Annotated in this window: 13 protein-coding genes and 1 pseudogene; 8 read left to right on the plus strand and 6 right to left on the minus strand. The window is 71.6% G+C overall.

The annotated features are described in order from the left end of the window. Window positions 1-171 precede the first annotated feature (171 nt). From rsgA to VXC91_RS01745, 3 genes are read left to right on the plus strand one after another with little or no spacing between them, the layout of a single operon-like run. Window positions 172-1,332, plus strand: a complete 1,161-nt coding sequence (rsgA, locus tag VXC91_RS01735; RefSeq protein ID WP_329504539.1) for a ribosome small subunit-dependent GTPase A — start codon at window positions 172-174, stop codon at window positions 1,330-1,332. Window positions 1,333-1,371: 39 nt separating this feature from the next. Then, window positions 1,372-2,856: a bifunctional transcriptional activator/DNA repair enzyme AdaA gene (locus VXC91_RS01740; protein WP_329504541.1), complete on the plus strand. Its 1,485-nt coding sequence runs from the start codon at window positions 1,372-1,374 to the stop codon at window positions 2,854-2,856. After that, entirely contained in the window at window positions 2,853-3,356 is a 504-nt protein-coding gene (locus VXC91_RS01745) for a methylated-DNA--[protein]-cysteine S-methyltransferase (protein ID WP_329504542.1), read from the plus strand. The genes VXC91_RS01740 and VXC91_RS01745 overlap by 4 nt, the downstream gene beginning before the upstream one ends. 25 nt (window positions 3,357-3,381) lie before the next feature. Here VXC91_RS01745 and VXC91_RS01750 read toward each other — a convergent pair. Continuing rightward, window positions 3,382-3,585: pseudogene (locus tag VXC91_RS01750) on the minus strand (PPOX class F420-dependent oxidoreductase); the annotation flags it as partial. Between the two features lie 257 nt (window positions 3,586-3,842). Between VXC91_RS01750 and VXC91_RS01755 the strand changes: the two are divergent. Beyond that, on the plus strand, window positions 3,843-5,075 hold the full coding sequence (locus VXC91_RS01755) for an SGNH/GDSL hydrolase family protein (protein ID WP_329504544.1): 1,233 nt from the start codon (window positions 3,843-3,845) through the stop codon (window positions 5,073-5,075). A 7-nt stretch (window positions 5,076-5,082) separates the two neighbouring features. On the opposite strand, the gene VXC91_RS01760 is transcribed toward VXC91_RS01755, so the two are convergent. Together VXC91_RS01760 and VXC91_RS01765 are read right to left on the minus strand one after the other, a co-directional pair. Next, window positions 5,083-5,220 (minus strand): hypothetical protein, encoded by a 138-nt coding sequence (locus VXC91_RS01760; protein WP_329504545.1) that lies wholly within the window; start codon window positions 5,218-5,220, stop codon window positions 5,083-5,085. 223 nt (window positions 5,221-5,443) lie between these two features. Next, window positions 5,444-6,424: a helix-turn-helix domain-containing protein gene (locus tag VXC91_RS01765; RefSeq protein ID WP_329504546.1), complete on the minus strand. Its 981-nt coding sequence runs from the start codon at window positions 6,422-6,424 to the stop codon at window positions 5,444-5,446. 413 nt (window positions 6,425-6,837) lie between these two features. Here VXC91_RS01765 and VXC91_RS01770 point away from each other — a divergent pair, with 413 nt between their 5' ends. Continuing rightward, the gene (locus VXC91_RS01770; RefSeq protein ID WP_329504547.1) at window positions 6,838-8,463 is read left to right on the plus strand and encodes a PP2C family serine/threonine-protein phosphatase; all 1,626 of its coding nucleotides are present in this window, start codon (window positions 6,838-6,840) and stop codon (window positions 8,461-8,463) included. Window positions 8,464-8,517: 54 nt separating this feature from the next. Further along, window positions 8,518-10,260, plus strand: coding sequence for a pyruvate dehydrogenase (locus VXC91_RS01775; RefSeq protein ID WP_329504548.1), 1,743 nt, complete (start codon window positions 8,518-8,520; stop codon window positions 10,258-10,260). 88 nt (window positions 10,261-10,348) lie between these two features. On the opposite strand, the gene VXC91_RS01780 is transcribed toward VXC91_RS01775, so the two are convergent. Next, a complete protein-coding gene (locus VXC91_RS01780) occupies window positions 10,349-11,173 on the minus strand; it encodes a hypothetical protein (protein ID WP_329504549.1) in 825 nt (274 codons plus the stop codon). A gap of 548 nt (window positions 11,174-11,721) precedes the next feature. Between VXC91_RS01780 and VXC91_RS01785 the strand changes: the two genes are divergently transcribed. Beyond that, entirely contained in the window at window positions 11,722-12,174 is a 453-nt protein-coding gene (locus tag VXC91_RS01785; RefSeq protein ID WP_408057312.1) for an ATP-binding protein, read from the plus strand. 56 nt (window positions 12,175-12,230) lie between these two features. Here VXC91_RS01785 and VXC91_RS01790 read toward each other — a convergent pair whose 3' ends face one another. Continuing rightward, window positions 12,231-13,271, minus strand: a complete 1,041-nt coding sequence (locus VXC91_RS01790) for a DUF2637 domain-containing protein (protein WP_329504552.1) — start codon at window positions 13,269-13,271, stop codon at window positions 12,231-12,233. Window positions 13,272-13,585: 314 nt separating this feature from the next. Beyond that, complete coding sequence (locus VXC91_RS01795; RefSeq protein WP_329504553.1) at window positions 13,586-14,428, minus strand: (2Fe-2S)-binding protein; 843 nt, start codon at window positions 14,426-14,428, stop codon at window positions 13,586-13,588. A 165-nt stretch (window positions 14,429-14,593) separates the two neighbouring features. Between VXC91_RS01795 and VXC91_RS01800 the strand changes: the two genes are divergently transcribed. Further along, window positions 14,594-15,493, plus strand: coding sequence for a GntR family transcriptional regulator (locus tag VXC91_RS01800; RefSeq protein WP_408057313.1), 900 nt, complete (start codon window positions 14,594-14,596; stop codon window positions 15,491-15,493). Window positions 15,494-15,609 lie beyond the last annotated feature (116 nt).

Genomic DNA, 15,609 nt, shown 5'->3' on the forward strand with positions numbered 1-15,609 from the left:
TTGTCGGCCGAGTGAGGAATGGGAGGTGTGACTGATGGCTGTCTCTGTGATGGGCGCTGCCCGCGACCAGAAGTTCATCCACTCCACCTCCGTGGTCTCCGGCTGATCTCTCCTGTCTTCTTCGCGCCTGTGAGTGCGCGCGGCCGGGGCTACCCATGTGAAGGGTTCCCCTTGAATCTCTCTTCTCTTTCGGCTTCTTCCGCTTCGTCGCACCCTCTGGCCCCGTACGGCTGGGACGAGGGCTGGGAAGCGGAGTTCGCCCCACATGCCGAGCAGGGTCTCCTGCCCGGCCGTGTCATCCGCGTCGACCGCGGCCAGTGCGACGTCGTCACCCCCGCCGGCACCGTCCGGGCCGACACCGAGTTCGTCGTTCCCCGCGACCCGATGAAGGTCGTGTGCACGGGGGACTGGGTCGCCGTCGACCCCGACGGTGGAGACCCGCAGTACGTGCGGACACTGCTGCCTCGCCGTACCGCGTTCGTGCGGTCGACGTCGTCCAAGCGGTCCGAGGGTCAGGTGCTGGCCACTAACATCGATCATGTCGTCATCTGCGTGTCACTTGCGGTCGAACTGGACCTCGGGCGGGTCGAACGCTTCCTGGCGCTCGCCATGTCCTGTTCGAGTGGCGAGGCCCTGCTGCATAAGTCGGCACTCTCCTGGGAATCCGGGGCGCAGCCCGTCGTGGCGCTGACCAAGGCCGATCTGGTGCCGGACGCGACGACGCTCGCGCATCTGGTCCAGGACGTGGAGACGTCGGCGCCCGGGGTGCAGGTGCTCCCGGTCAGTTCACAGCGCGGAGAGGGGCTCGACGTCCTCGCCGCGGTCCTCTCCGGTGGCACGTCCGTCCTGCTCGGCCAGTCCGGGGCGGGGAAGTCCACGCTCGCGAACGCGCTGCTCGGAGAGGAAGTCATGGAGGTGCAGACCACACGGGACATGGACGGCAAGGGCCGGCACACCACGACCACCCGCAATCTGCTCGCCCTGCCGGGTGGAGGGGTCCTCATCGACACCCCCGGGCTGCGCGGGGTGGGGCTGTGGGACGCCGAGACCGGTGTGGGCCAGGTGTTCTCCGAGATCGAGGAACTGGCCGCGGAGTGCCGTTTCCACGACTGCGCGCACGACGCGGAGCCGGGGTGCGCGGTGCGGGGCGCCGTGGAGTCCGGGGAGCTGTCCGAGCGGCGGCTCGAGAGCTACCGCAAGCTGCTGCGCGAGAACCAGTGGATCGTCGCCAAGACAGACGCCCGGGTGCGGGCGGAGCTGCGCCGGGAGTGGAAGCGCAAGGGCGCCCAGGGCAAGGCGGCGATGGAGGCGAAGCGGGGGCGGTGGCGGTAGAGCCCCGGGTGCCGTCCCCGTTCCGGGGGCGGCACCGCCATGTCCGATTCCCGCCAGTCCCGGCCCGCCCCCTGGTGGAGACTGGAAGGCGTGATCGACGAGGACACCAGGTACGAGGCGGTGCGCAGCCGGGACGCCCGGTTCGACGGTGAGTTCTTCTTCGCCGTCGAGACGACCGGGATCTACTGCCGGCCCAGCTGCCCCGCCATGACGCCCAAGCGGCAGAACGTGCGGTTCTATCCGACGGCCGCCGCCGCGCAGAGCGCCGGGTTCCGGGCCTGTCGGCGGTGCCGTCCGGACGCGGCGCCCGGCTCCGCCGAGTGGAACGTGCGCGCGGACGTCGTGGGGCGCGCCATGCGCCTGATCAAGGACGGCGTCGTCGACCGTGAGGGCGTCGGCGGACTCGCCCTGCGGCTCGGGTACAGCGTCCGCCAGGTGCAGCGGCAGCTGACCGCCGAGGTCGGCGCCGGACCCGTCGCACTCGCCCGGGCCCAGCGCGCCCACACCGCCCGTGTATTGCTGCAGACCACCACGCTGCCGGTCACGGAGATCGCTTTCGCGGCCGGCTTCGCGAGCGTGCGCCAGTTCAACGACACGATCAAGGCGGTGTACGCCGCCACCCCGAGCGAGCTGCGCGCGGGTGCACGCCGCGGCGAGCCGGCCGCCCGCCGCGCAGCCGCGCCCTCCGCAGGGATCCCGCTGCGACTCGCCCACCGGGGCCCCTACCAGTCCACCGCCGTCTTCGACCAGTTCGCCCGTGAGGCGATCGGGGGCATCGAGGAGGTGGAGGGTCCGCGCGGGCGCCGAACCTACCGCCGCACGCTACGGCTGCCGTACGGCACCGCCGTCGTGGCCGTCGACGAACGCCCCGGTCGTGCGGCGTCGCGGCCGCACACGCACGACCACGTGGTCGGCTGGCTGGATGCCCGGCTCCATCTCACCGACCCTCGCGACCTGCCGAGCGCCGTCCAGCGGCTGCGACGGCTGTTCGACCTCGACGCGGACCCGTACGCCGTCGACGAACGTCTCGCCGCCGACCCCCGGCTCGCCCCGCTGGTCGCCTCGCGTCCGGGCCTGCGCTCGCCGGGTGCGGCCGATCCGGACGAGTTCGCCGTGCGTGCGCTCGTCGGCCGGGCCGGGGCCGAGAGACTGGTCCGCCGGTACGGGAAGGCCCTCGACTCCCCGTACGGCACGCTCACCCATGTCTTCCCCGAACCGGCCGCGCTCGCCGAGGCCGAGCCCCACGGGACGCACGCCGCCCTGGCGACCGCCCTTGCCGACGGCACCCTCCGCCTCGACGCAGGCGCCGACCGCGACGACGCACAGGACGCACTGCTCGCCCTGCCGGGCATGGACCCGCACATCGCCGCCGTCATCCGCACCCGCGCCCTCGGCGACCCCGACGTGGCACCGCCGGGCCAGGACGTCCCCGACGCCTGGCGCCCGTGGCGCTCGTACGCCCTCCAACACCTCCGGACGGCCGGCGAGCCGATTCCGGGCGAACAGGAAGACCACCGATCATGACTCGGCACGACGCCGTCCACTACACCACGCTCGACAGCCCGGTCGGCGAGCTCCTGCTGACCGCCGACGGGACCGGCGCCCTCACCTCCCTTTCCGTCCCCGGCCAGAAGGGCGGCCGCACCCTCCGGCCGGAGTGGCGGCACACGCCTGCCCTCTTCCGGACGGCCGAGCAGCAGCTCGCCGCCTACTTCGCCGGCGAACTCAAGGAGTTCCGGCTGGAGTTGCGTACGGACGGAACCGAGTTCCGTGAGCGGGTGTGGGCAGCGCTCGACTCCGTGCCGTACGGAACGACCACGACGTACGGTGCGATCGCCACCCGCATCGGCGCGGCGCGGGCCGCCGTCCGAGCCATCGGCGGGGCGATCGGCGCCAACCCCCTGCTCATCGTCCGTCCCTGCCACCGCGTGATCGGCGCGGACGGCTCCCTCACCGGCTACGCGGGCGGCCTCGACCGCAAGCTGCGACTGCTCGCCCTGGAGGGCGTGCGCCGACTGCCCTGAGGCGGCTCCTCCAGACCCCGGCTGTACCCCGGCTACGGATCCGCCGCGGCCGGATCCGGATCACCTCCTCGCTGACATGCGAGCCCAGATCGTGCGGCCCGGTGTGGAGTTCGGCATCGCCTCGGATGTCGACGCCGCGCACCCACCACGGGCGCAGGCCGGCGATGTCGTCGACGACCAGGGCCACCTCGGGGTTTTTCTGCAGGTTCCACCACTTCTTGGCCGCGCCCGTCGATGCGCGGGTTCGGCCTCGCTGAATTCGCCCGGCCGGGCACCGCCGTTGTCCGTTCGCAGCGGATCCCGGCCGTCGTCTCCCGGGAGTGCGACCGCCTCAGGGGATCGCCGAAGAGCGGTCCCTGTGCGGGACGGCCGCCGTAGGCCCGAAGGTGTGACGGTGTGTTAGCCCGCCGGTGTGTCCCGGGAAGTCATCGAGGGCTTCCCGGTTCCGTGTCCCCGGGACCGCCGGTGAGGAGAGGGCGCCTCCATATGGTCAACCTGGTCCGTGCGACGGGAACCCTGCGTCGTTGCCTGGCCGTTCTGGCCCTCGCTCTCGTGTCCACCGCGGCCACCCTGCCGGACACGGCCATCCGGGCCGAGACGGCACCGCAGTGGACCGGCACCTGGGAGGCGGCCCCCTCGGGGACCACCCCCGCCCTGCCCGGCGCGTCGATCCGGAACGTCGTGCACATCAGCGTCGGCGGCATCGCCACCCGCGTCCATCTGTCCAACCGCTTCGGCAGAGCGCCGCTGCGACTCGACGCCGTCACCGTCGCGTTGCGGCTGCCCGACGGGCCCACGGGGGCCGAGGCCGTGCCCGGATCCCTGCGCAGCGCCACCTTCGACGGTGCCACCTCGGTGACGGTCCCCGCCGGCCAGGACCGCGTCACCGACCCTGTCCTCCTCCATGTACCGGCGGACGCAGACCTCCTCGTCACCGTGCACACGCCCGCCGACTCGGGCCCGGCGACCTACCACCGCACCGCCCTGCAGACCAACTACGTGGCCAGGCAGGGCAACCGGACCGCCGACACCGGCGGTGCCGCGTACACCGCCACCGTCGCCAGCTGGTACTACGTGACAGAAGTCGACGTCCTGCGTCCGGCCGCCGCCGCCAGTGTGGTGGCGCTCGGAGACTCGCTCACCGACGGCAACGGATCCTCGCCCGACGCCAATCGCCGCTGGCCCGATCTGCTGTCGGAGCGCCTGCGCACCCTGCCCGCGAGCCGCAGGCCCGGCGTCCTGAACGCGGGGATCTCCGGCAACCGCCTCCTCCTCGACGGTGTCGGCCCGAACGCCCTCGCGCGACTGGACGCAGACGTGGTCGGTCGCACCGGAGTCCGCACGGTGGTCGTCCTGGAAGGCGTCAACGACCTCAAGGGCAAGCCTCCGCAGACCGATCCGGGCGCCTTCGTGCGCGCGTACCGCCGGATCGTGACCCGCGCGCACGCCCACGGCATCCGCGTCATCGGCGCCACCCTCACCCCGTTCGGCGGTCATGGGAGCTGGACTCCCGCCCGCGAGAGGCTGCGGCACGAGATCAACGCCTTCATCCGGAGCGGGCTCTTCGACGGGGTCGCGGACTTCGACGCCGCCGTCCGCGACCCCGCCCGCCCCGCACGGATCAGCCCGGCCTACGACCCGGGCGACCACCTTCACTTCAACGACGCGGGTATGACGGCGCTCGCCGCCGCCATCGACCTGACAGCACTTCTGCGCTGACGTCGCGTCAGGCGGGCAGGCCCCAGCGGGGAGCCGTCCCGCTCGGCGCGACCGGTGCGATCGTGAGGTCGGGGCGGTCGCCCTTCGCCGTGATCAGCGCCGACTCGCCGGTGCGCAGCGCGATGCGCACGGTGCCCTCGTCCACCGTCTCGTGGTGCAGCCTCCGTCCCTGGCCGTCCCGCGCTGCCGGTGCGGTCGGCCGCCGAAGCCTGCGCGGGCAGGCCCCCGGCGAGCAGCGCACCGCCGAGGGCGGATCCGGTGGCGAGGACGGTTCGTCTGGTCGGACTGGACACGGTGCCTCCAGGCGGCTCGGCATTCATCGGAGCTATCCCGCGAGGCGACGTATGTATCGCTGTTGGTCAGACGGGTCATTGCCGCGCCACCCAGCCCCGCTCGTACGCGTGCCAGCCCAGCTGCAGCCGCGTCGTCACACCGGTCAGCTCCATCAGCCGCTTCACCCGGCGCTGCACCGTCCTCAGGCCCAGGCCGAGCTGTTTGGCGACGCTCGCGTCCGTCAGCCCCGCGAGGAGCAGGGACAGGACCTCCAGATCGGTGCTGTCGGGGCCGTCGGGCGCCTGTTCCATGACGCCGGACACCCCGAGCCGCAGGGGCAGCGCCTCCCGCCACACCGATTCGAACAAGCCCGACAGCAGCTCCAGTAGCCCGCTCGCATGTACGACGAGAGCCGCCGGTTCCGCGGTGCGCGAGGTGAGCGGCACCATCGCGAGCGACCGGTCGGCGACCAGCAGCTTGGTCGGCACCGTGTCGACGACGCGCACCTGTTCGTCACGGCCGAGCGCGGCGGTCAGCTCGGTGATGCCGTCCGGCCGGTCGAGCACCGCGCGCTCGACCACGACCCGGTAGCGCACTCCGCGGCCCGCGGCCTGCTCCTCCGCGTCGTTCTCCGTTCCCGACACGGCGACGGGATTGCCGGTGACCAGCGCGCAGACCTCCTCGATCGCGCCGAGCTGGAGCTGCAGGAAGCGCTGGCCGACCCCGGCCGCGCCGCTCACCACCTCGACCAGGTCGTGCACCGCGGGCTCGGCGGCCGCCGCGCGGTACTCCTCGGCGAGCAGCGCGGCAGCCAGCTCGGCCTTCTCCAACTCGTGCCGCTGCTGGGCCAGGAGTGCGCCCAGCGCGACCCCCGGCGGCGCGGCGACCCAGCGGCCGGGCCGGGCCGACGACTGGGCCGCGAGCCCGTGCCGCTCCAGCCGGCGCAGGGTGTGCTCGGTGTCGTGCTCGCCGAGCGACAGTCGCCGTGCGAGATCGGGCACATCGGCGGCGCCCACGGACACCAGCGCCCGGTACGCCGACTCGTGCGTCTCGTCCAGACCTATCGCAGCCAGCATCAACCGTCGTCCCTCTTCGAAGACAAGCCCCGCGGTGCGCGCGGTGGCGGAAAACAGTCACGGCGCAAACCCGCCTCGGGACATCATCGCCCTACCCCTGGTCTCTCCGCCAAGGTGACGCCACCGCAGTCACAACTGCCGCCCGCGATGCCGTCCGGGTCCACTCGGTCTGCGCTGACGCGGACGGCGGGCCCAAGGACGTGACGGGGTGCCGGAGGAGTGCCGGGCCCAGTCACGGCGGTGCCGCCGGAGGATTCCCCTGGGGGTGGGATCGTCCGGCGGCCCGCCCTCCGATGGCCGGCTCGTACCCTCGTTCGAGGTGTCGTCCTCCGTGCGGATCGAGGGCCGGTCGCGTGGCCGGAATTTCCGGATGCCCCGTTTTCCTGCGCCCCGTGCGGTGGACAATTGGGGGCATGAACCAGCAGGGGGAGAGGCCCACCGGTCATGAGGACGACTGGTGGGGGCAGCTGTACGACGACTCCACCGGGGACACGGGACCGGCCCCCGCGGCCGACACCCTCGACGACCGCTTCGCCTCGGCCGCGGGAACGGTGGGGGAGGAGAACGGCGGGCACGCGACCGGGGTGAGACTCCCACCCGGGGCTCCGCCGGTCGTGCCGGAGCAGCGCCCGACGGTGCCGGAGCCCGGAGCCTCGGCGCCGGGGAGGGAGACGACCTCCTCGGGAAGGCCCCCCGTGGCCCCGCCCACCGGGCCCACCGTCTCCTCCCCGTTACGGCCGGACGAGCGCCACCCCGGAACTCCGGCCCGCGCCCCGGCGCCGTGGGACCCCCCTTCCACCCGGCCGACGGGCCCTGTGACCTTTTCGTCCGGGCCGAGGCAGCCGGGCTTTTGGGCCCAGTCGCCGAACGCCGGCACAACGGCGGAGCCTGCGGCGGTCCCGGGCTTTCGTACCCCGGCCGACCCGCCCGCCCTCCCGAACCGCATTCCGGCCGATGCGCCACCCTCCCTGGGTCCGCCGTTCGAGGGCGCCCCGTCCGGCGACGCTCCCCAGCTCCCGTCTCCGTCCGGGACCGCCGAAGCCGCATCCCCGCTTGCCGTTCCCCGCACCTCGCCCGCGGTCGATTGCGTCGGTTCCGGGCCGCCCACCTACGCCGCCGAGCCCACAGCCCTCCCGCTCGCCGATCCGGAGGATCTCGACGACCTCGTCGCCGACACGGTGCTGGACGGGGCGCGGTACGGGGCCTGCACACTGCGCGCGGTCTCGGCGCGCGGGGACTCGGCGCGCTACCGTGGCGAGCCGCGCCGGGACTCCCTGCTGACCGCCCGCTTCGGCGCCGGCGACCAGGCGCTCGTCCTCGTCGCCATGGCGACCGGCACGCGCGCCACGCCGGGGGCACACCGGGCCGCCTCCGAGGTGTGCCACTCGATCGGGCGTGCCGTCGGGCGCAGTCACCTCCGCCTGGGCGAGGACATCCGGGCCGCACGCCGTGGCGACCTCAAGTCGGGGCTGCAGCGGCTCACCGACCGCAGCCTCGGCAAGCTCCGGGCCCGCGCCGCCGAGCAGGGCGTCGACCCCGAGGGGTACGCCGCGACCCTTCGCTGTCTGCTGCTGCCGGCCGACCCGGCCTGCCGTACGCGGGTCTTCTTCGGCGTCGGCGCCGGCGGCCTGTTCCGGCTGCGGGACGGCGAGTGGCAGGACATCGAGCCACGTGTCACCGAGGGGGCGGGCGAAGCGGTGGTCGGGTTCGGCTCACTGCCGTCCGAGACTCCCGAGAGCGACCGGCTCACCATGGATCTGGGGATCACGACGCCGCCGAGCCCCTACGAACCGGCTCCCGAACCACCCCGCGACCCCTTCCGCTTCCGTGCGTCGATCGCCCGGCCGGGTGACACGCTGCTGCTGTGCACGGGTGGTCTCGCCGATCCGCTGCGCGGCGAGCCCCAGTTCGCCGAGCTCCTCACAGAGCGCTGGTCGGCCGGGGAACCGCCGGGCCTCGCCGCCTTCCTCACCGACGCCGTGGTCAGGGTCAAGGGCTACGCGGACGACCGTACGGCGGCCGCCGTTTGGGAGGCGTGACGGCCGTGCCTGTGGATTGATGGACCCTAGGCAACCGAAAGGGTGCGTGGTTCCATGGCCAAGCAGAACGTCGCGGACCAGTTCGTCGACATACTCGCCCGTGCAGGTGTCAAACGTCTGTACGGAGTGGTCGGCGACAGCCTCAACCCGATCGTGGACGCCGTCCGCCGCAATGCCGCCCTCGACTGGGTGCATGTGCGCCACGAGGAGACCGCAGCCTTCGCGGCGGGAGCCGAGGCCCAGATAACCGGGAGGTTGACCGCGTGTGCGGGCTCCTGCGGTCCCGGCAACCTCCACCTCATCAACGGCCTCTACGACGCGCACCGCTCCATGGCCCCCGTGCTCGCGCTCGCCTCGCACATACCGTCCAGCGAGATAGGTCTCGGATACTTCCAGGAGACCCACCCGGACCGGCTGTTCCAGGAGTGCTCGCACTACAGCGAGCTGATATCCAACCCGAAGCAGATGCCCCGGCTGCTCCAGACGGCGATCCAGAACGCGATCGGCCGCAGCGGCGTGAGCGTCGTCTCGCTCCCCGGCGACATAGCCGACCAGCCGGCCCCCGACAAGCCCGCCCAGACCGCCCTCGTCACCTCCCGGCCCACCGTCCGCCCGAGTGACACCGAGATAGACGAGCTCGTGGCGATGATCGACAAGGCGGAGCGCGTCACCCTCTTCTGCGGCAGTGGCACAGCGGGCGCCCATGGCGAGGTCATGGAGCTCGCCGGGAAGATCAAATCCCCGGTGGGGCACGCTCTGCGGGGCAAGGAATGGATCCAGTACGACAACCCGTACGACGTCGGCATGAGTGGCCTTCTCGGCTACGGCGCCGCGTACGAGGCCACCCACGAGTGCGATCTGCTGATCCTCCTGGGCACCGACTTCCCCTACAACGCCTTCCTGCCGGACGATGTGACGATCGCCCAGGTCGACATGCGCCCGGAGAACCTGGGCCGTCGTTCCAAACTGGACCTCGCGGTGTGGGGCGATGTGAAGGAGACCCTGCGGTGTCTCACCCCGCGGCTGCGGCCCAAGCAGAACCGGCGCTTCCTCGACAAGATGCTGAAGAAACACGCGGACGCGCTCGAAGGCGTGATCAAGGCGTACACCCGCAAGGTGGACAAGCACGTTCCGATCCACCCCGAGTACGTGGCGTCGGTGCTCGACGAGCTCGCCGACCCGGAGGCGGTCTTCACGGTCGACACGGGGATGTGCAACGTCTGGGCGGCTCGTTACATATCCCCCAACGGCCGCCGGCGGATCATCGGCTCGTTCTCGCACGGTTCGATGGCGAACGCGCTGCCGATGGCGATCGGCGCGCAGTTCACCGACCGGGGCCGTCAGGTCGTGTCGATGTCCGGCGACGGTGGGTTCTCCATGCTGATGGGGGACTTTTTGACCCTGGTGCAGCACGACCTGCCGGTGAAGGTCGTTCTGTTCAACAACTCCTCCCTGGGCATGGTGGAGCTGGAGATGATGGTCGCCGGACTGCCCTCGTACGGCACCACCAACCACAACCCCGATTTCGCCGCCGTGGCGCGCGCCTGCGGTGCGTACGGCATACGGGTCGAGAAACCCAAGCAGCTTCCGGGCGCGCTGAAGGACGCCTTCCGGCACAAGGGTCCCGCCCTGGTCGACATCGTCACCGACCCGAACGCACTGTCGATTCCACCCAGGATCAGCCGGGAGATGGTGACGGGCTTCGCGCTCTCCGCCTCGAAGATCGTGCTGGACGGAGGAGTCGGCCGCATGGTCCAGTTGGCACGCTCGAACCTGCGCAACGTGCCCAGGCCGTAGCCAGCGGACACGTTGCGCGCAGACCGGAACCCCGGCCCGATTCCGGCGGGCCGGGGTTCTCGATCTCCCTGTCACGCGGGCGACTTCGTCACCTGCCTCCGTTGTTTCCGTTGTTTCCGTTGTTTCCGTTGTTGTTGCCTTCGTCACCCTTCCCGTAGCTGTTGCCGCCGCCGCCGCCACCGCCGCCGCCGCTGTGCTCTTCCTTCTCCTCCACGAAGCGCTCCACGTGGCGGCGGATCACTCGGAAGCTGGCCACCACGCCGTGCCTGACCTTCACACCGCCCCTGATGTTGCGGGGGAACAGCCCGTTCGAAGAGCTGTGGGGGCCGACGGTGGCGAGGGGAGCACCGTTGTCGCAGGTGGCGCCGTTGAAGACCTCGACGACGTTCCTGCTCTCGTTGCGGACGTTGACGCTGTTGGCGCCGAGGCCACTGACCACGGTGATGCAGCCGTCGGGCACGCCGGCGAACTCGCGCTCGTTGACGGAGATCCTGCCGTGCCTGAAGCCATCGTCGTCGTGGTCGCGGTCGCAGCGGTCGCCGTGGTCGCCGTGGTCGCCGTTGTCGTCGTCGAAGTTGCCGAAGCCCTCGTCCTGCTCGCACCGGGTGATCTTGCGGAAGCTCTTGCTGCCGCCGCCGCCACCGCCGCCGCCGCCGCCCTCGCTGTAGCCGTTGTTGTTGTTGTCGTTGTTGTTGCCGTTGTTGTTGCCGTAGCCGTTGCCGTTGTTGTTGCCGTTGCCGTTTCCGTTACTGCCGTTGACGCCGTCCGGCGCGGCGGCCGGGGCTGCGGCGGCACGCGGGGCCATCGGGGCCGCCTGCGGCTCGGATGCCGCGGAGGCGTACGTGATACCCGTGGCCACCAGGGCCGCGGCGGCTGCAGCTGCGGCCGTTACAGCGGTGGAACGCGTTGCCATGTCACTTCTCCTGTCTCTGAGACGTCGGCTGCGACGCCGACGAGATTGAACGTACTAACAATCTCGTTATCCGTCATGTCGGACATGCGGACAATATTAGGAACAATACGTTTGGAGTAATCCAGGCGCTGACGGCCTGTCACCCCGGCCTACGTGCCCTGTCTACATGTCGACTCGGGCGGGAGCGACCGCAGGCGCCGTACGGCCGTATCGGCAGCCCGCAGCCGGCCGAAGGGCCCAGCGGCAGCGGTCTCGTGGCCCGCGCTGCGCCCGGTCGCGAACGGGCGTACAGCTGTGTGTTCCTGAGGGGCCGGGCGTGTCGTGCGACGGGCCCGGTCCGTACGGTGTGACCGGGAGCCGAACCGAGGGCGCTCAGGGCGCACTCGCGCCGGGCTCATATGACCCAGTGCGTATTGGTAGTTGATGAATCGACATGACTGCCGTGTGTCCGACGGGGCATGGATCCCGGTGGACATGTTCGAGCAGGGGGATTCGGTATCCACGTACCGGCGGGGGTCATGAAGAGGCGAGCGCGAGGGGGCGGTCCCGTGGTCATCGGGGCCTCCTCGGCGAAGAAGACGGAGGAAGCGGCCGGCACCACGGAGGGCCCGTCGGGGGGTGAACAGCTCAGGCGCCGGCTGGGCCGGGCCGACGTACGGGCGGTGCCCGAGGTGCGCAGGGCGCTGCGGGAGCTGCTGGCGCGCTGGGGAAGGCCGGGACGATCCGAGATAGCCGAACTGCTGACCAGTGAGCTGGTCACCAACGCGCTCATCCACACCGACCGCGACGCAATCCTGACGGCCACCGTGTCCGCGCGCCGACTCCGCGTGGAGGTAAGGGACTTCGTGGGGCGCAGACCCAGGCCGGGACGGCCGGACGACGGCGACGGCACGCACGGCCGGGGGCTGATCCTCGTCCAGTCCCTGTCGGACGCGTGGGGTGTGCAGGCGCACGGTGTGGGCAAAGCGGTGTGGTTCGAACTGGACGGCGAGGCGGCCTGACGCACTGAAGGGGGGCGCGGCGCCGTGCCGCGCCCCCCTTCAGTGATGTGCCCGACTCAGCCGAACTGCTGCTCGAGGTCCTTGAGCTTGCGCTCCAGGGAGTCGAGCCGGGGCAGGGCCATGGTGTCGTCCTCGGCGGTGAGGTCGACCGTGATCGGGTCAGCGGAGGTGCTCCGGACGGGCTGGAGCGGGGGACGGGCACGCGAGGGCAGTTCCCCCGCGGGTATGGCAGGCTCCGATGAGACCGGTGCGGTCGCCCGCTCGACGGTCTGCACCTCGATCTGACGCCCGCCGTTGCCGCCCGTCAGCGCGTGGTGGCTGCGACCGAGCGCCTTGAGCTGTGCGCGCTCGACCCGGTGCTGTTCGCGCTGCCGCGCCTTGTCCTGCTCCTTCTCGCGCCGGTCCTCGCGGACCTCCTCGACGGCCTCGTCCAGGCTGCGCACACTCTCCAGGAGCATCAGCGACCAGGCCTTGTACGTCTCGATCGGCGCCCGCAGCCAGCGGACGATGCGGATCTGCGGCAGCGGACGCGGGACCAGGCCCTGCTCGCGCAGTGCCGCACGGCGGGTCTGCTTCAGCGCGCGGTCGAAAAGCACCGCGGCCGAGAGCGACATGCCCGCGAAGAACTGCGGAGCGCCCGCGTGGTCGACGCCCCGGGGTGCGTGCACCCAGTTGAACCAGGCGGAGGCACCCGCGAACGTCCACACCAGGATCCGGGAACCGAGCGCCGCGTCACCGTGGCTCGCCTCGCGCACCGCGAGCACCGAGCAGAACATGGCGGCGCCGTCCAGGCCGAACGGGACCAGGTACTCCCAGCCGTCGCTCAGGCCGAGGTTCTGCTGGCCGAAGCCGACCAGGCCGTGAAAGGAAAGTGCCGCGGCGACCGCGGCACAGCAGAAGAGAAGCACATAGGAAGTCGTTGCGTAGATGGTCTCCTTGCGCCTGCGGCGCTCCTCGCTGCGCTCCCACGAGTCGTCGGCACTCGTGCTCTCCTTGGACCGCATGCCACGCGCGAGCACCGCAACCGCCACCAGCACGCCCAGGAGCAGTACGGCGCCTGGAAGGAGCCAGTTCAGCGATATGTCGGTCAGTCTCATCAGGGGTCCCTTGCATGGGGATAGGGCGTAACGCCCGCCATGGTGGCCCAACTCCACCGGCCCTCAGGGGGTTTCGTGGCAAGAGGCCGCCAAGGAGGTGCAAGGGGATGCCCGGGACGGTGTTCTGCTCGAACTGCCGCTTGAACGGCGGGAGTTGAGTTCGAATATGACGACCTGGACGGATGGTTCCACGGAAAATTCCCGCAACAAGTGAGGGAGTTGTGAAACAGTCGTGATCCGGGTGGGGTCTCGTCGGTGTGGATCTTACGGCGCGGAGCCCGTGACCGGTTGCCAGGACCCGCCCCGAGGGGGCGTCAACCTGCTGCGGTTGCCGTCAGTTTGGTGACGCGGTCGGCGTCGCAGGTGCGCGGGCAGGTGGCGCAGGTGTCCTCGGGGCGCAGCGTGTAGAACAGGCAGCAGCTCACCCGGTCGCGGGTGGGCAGCGACTCGCCGTTCGGGCCGGTGAGTTCCCGGAACCCGGCCGAGCCCGGGTAGGGCTTCGTCGCGCCCGGCAGCAGCAGCTCCAGTTCGCGCCTCGCGCGTCGCTCCTCGCCGAGCAGTTGGGCCACGTACCAGAGCCCGTCGACGATCTCGTCCGTCACCATGCCCCACAGCGCACGCTCTCGCCGTCGCATGCGCGGCCCGAATCCGGTGAGGACCGGGCCGAGGTGCTCGGCCACTGCCGCCCGGACCTCGGCCCGCAGCGCCTCCTCGTCCGCCACCACCCTGGCGCCCGGCAGGGCGGCCGCAGGATCGTCCGGAAGGCAGGCGAACGCGCCGGTGCGCACCGCCATGTGCCCCAGGGAGCGCTGGTACGTGACGTGCTCCACAGGGAGACGCGGCACACGGCGCCGGAGGAACCAGGGCACGGTGATCAGCAGGCAGACAGGCCAGGCGTACCGGTGCAGTCCGAAGCTCGCCACGACGTCCGGGCGGGCCCGATGCCCGTAGTCGCGCACCACTTGGTCCTCGTCCCAGGCCAGGAATGCGTCCAGCGCGGCTCCGCCCTCCGCGAGCCCCGTGGCCGGGATCCAGCCCTCGCCTTCCGGAGCCGCCTCACCGGGGCCGAGGTCCGTCACGGCCAGCGCCGGGAACACCTCGGTGAGCCGCGTGTATGCCTCCGCTACGACGGACGGGGGAGAGGCGGAGAGGGGCATACGGGCACCGCCGTTTCGGACGCGTTGATAGGTAAGGCTCACCTTAGCCGAGGTGATCGGTGCGTGAACCGGAGCGTAAGGTGCCTAAGGTGCTTTACGAGCGGTGAGCCGTGCCGAAGACCGACCCGTACCCGTCCAGCACCACCAGAACCGGAGGAGGAGCCCGTGGAGCAGGCCCGTTCCCGCTGTGTGGAGGGCTCGGCCGAGACGGGGACCGCGGACGTCCGTGCACGGACCGCCCCGGTGCCTGCGCAACTGCGGCCGGCGGACGAGGTGCGCGAGCGCTGCGAGGACGCCGGAGCGGCGCGGGGTGAGCACATTCACAGTGAGGCGCCGATCCCGAGGCCGCGCAGGGCGGACTGCCCGCGCGGCGACGAGGGGTCGCGAGCCGGTGAGGGACCGCTGCGTGAGGCGCCGTCCGAGACCGGGAGCGGGCGTCCTGTCGTGCAGCGGAACTCTGTGCGCCGGCAGATCCTCGACGCCCTGCGCACCGCGCTGGTGGCCGGGGAGCTGACGCCCGGGCAGGTCTACTCGGCGCCCGCGCTGGGCGAGCGCTTCGGGGTGTCGGCCACCCCCGTGCGCGAGGCGATGCAGCAACTCGCCCTGGAGGGCGCCGTCGAGGTCCTGCCCAACCGCGGCTTCCGCGTCGTCGTGCGCAGTGCCCGTGAACTCGCCGAGCTCGCCGAGATCCGGGCGCTGATCGAGGTTCCGATGATGCTGCGGCTCGCCCGCACGGTACCCGCGGAACGCTGGACCGAACTGCGCCCGCTGGCCGAGGCGACCGTACGGGCCGCGGCATCGGGGTACCGGGCGACGTACGCCGAATCGGACCGGGCCTTCCACAGCGCGGTGCTCACCCTCGGGGGCAACGAGCAGCTGGTGCGGATCGCGGAGGACCTGCACCGCCGTGCCCAGTGGCCGCTCGTCGGCGGCCCCGACCCACGCGGTCGTGCCGACCTCATCGCCGACGCGGCCGAGCACACGGCCCTGCTGGACGCGCTGACGGCACAGGACCTGGCGGTGGTGCAGTCCCTGGTGCGGGAGCACTTCACCGGGACGTTCTGACCGCACGGCGTTCGCGGCGGCCGGGCGTACGGGCGGTCGGCGCCGCCCCCGGCCGGTCGGCGCCGGCCACAAGCACCGGCGCCATCGAGGGGACAGGGGCGGACTCGCTCGATCTC

Source organism: Streptomyces chiangmaiensis (assembly GCF_036281785.1).
In the GTDB taxonomy this organism is placed as follows: domain Bacteria; phylum Actinomycetota; class Actinomycetes; order Streptomycetales; family Streptomycetaceae; genus Streptomyces; species Streptomyces chiangmaiensis.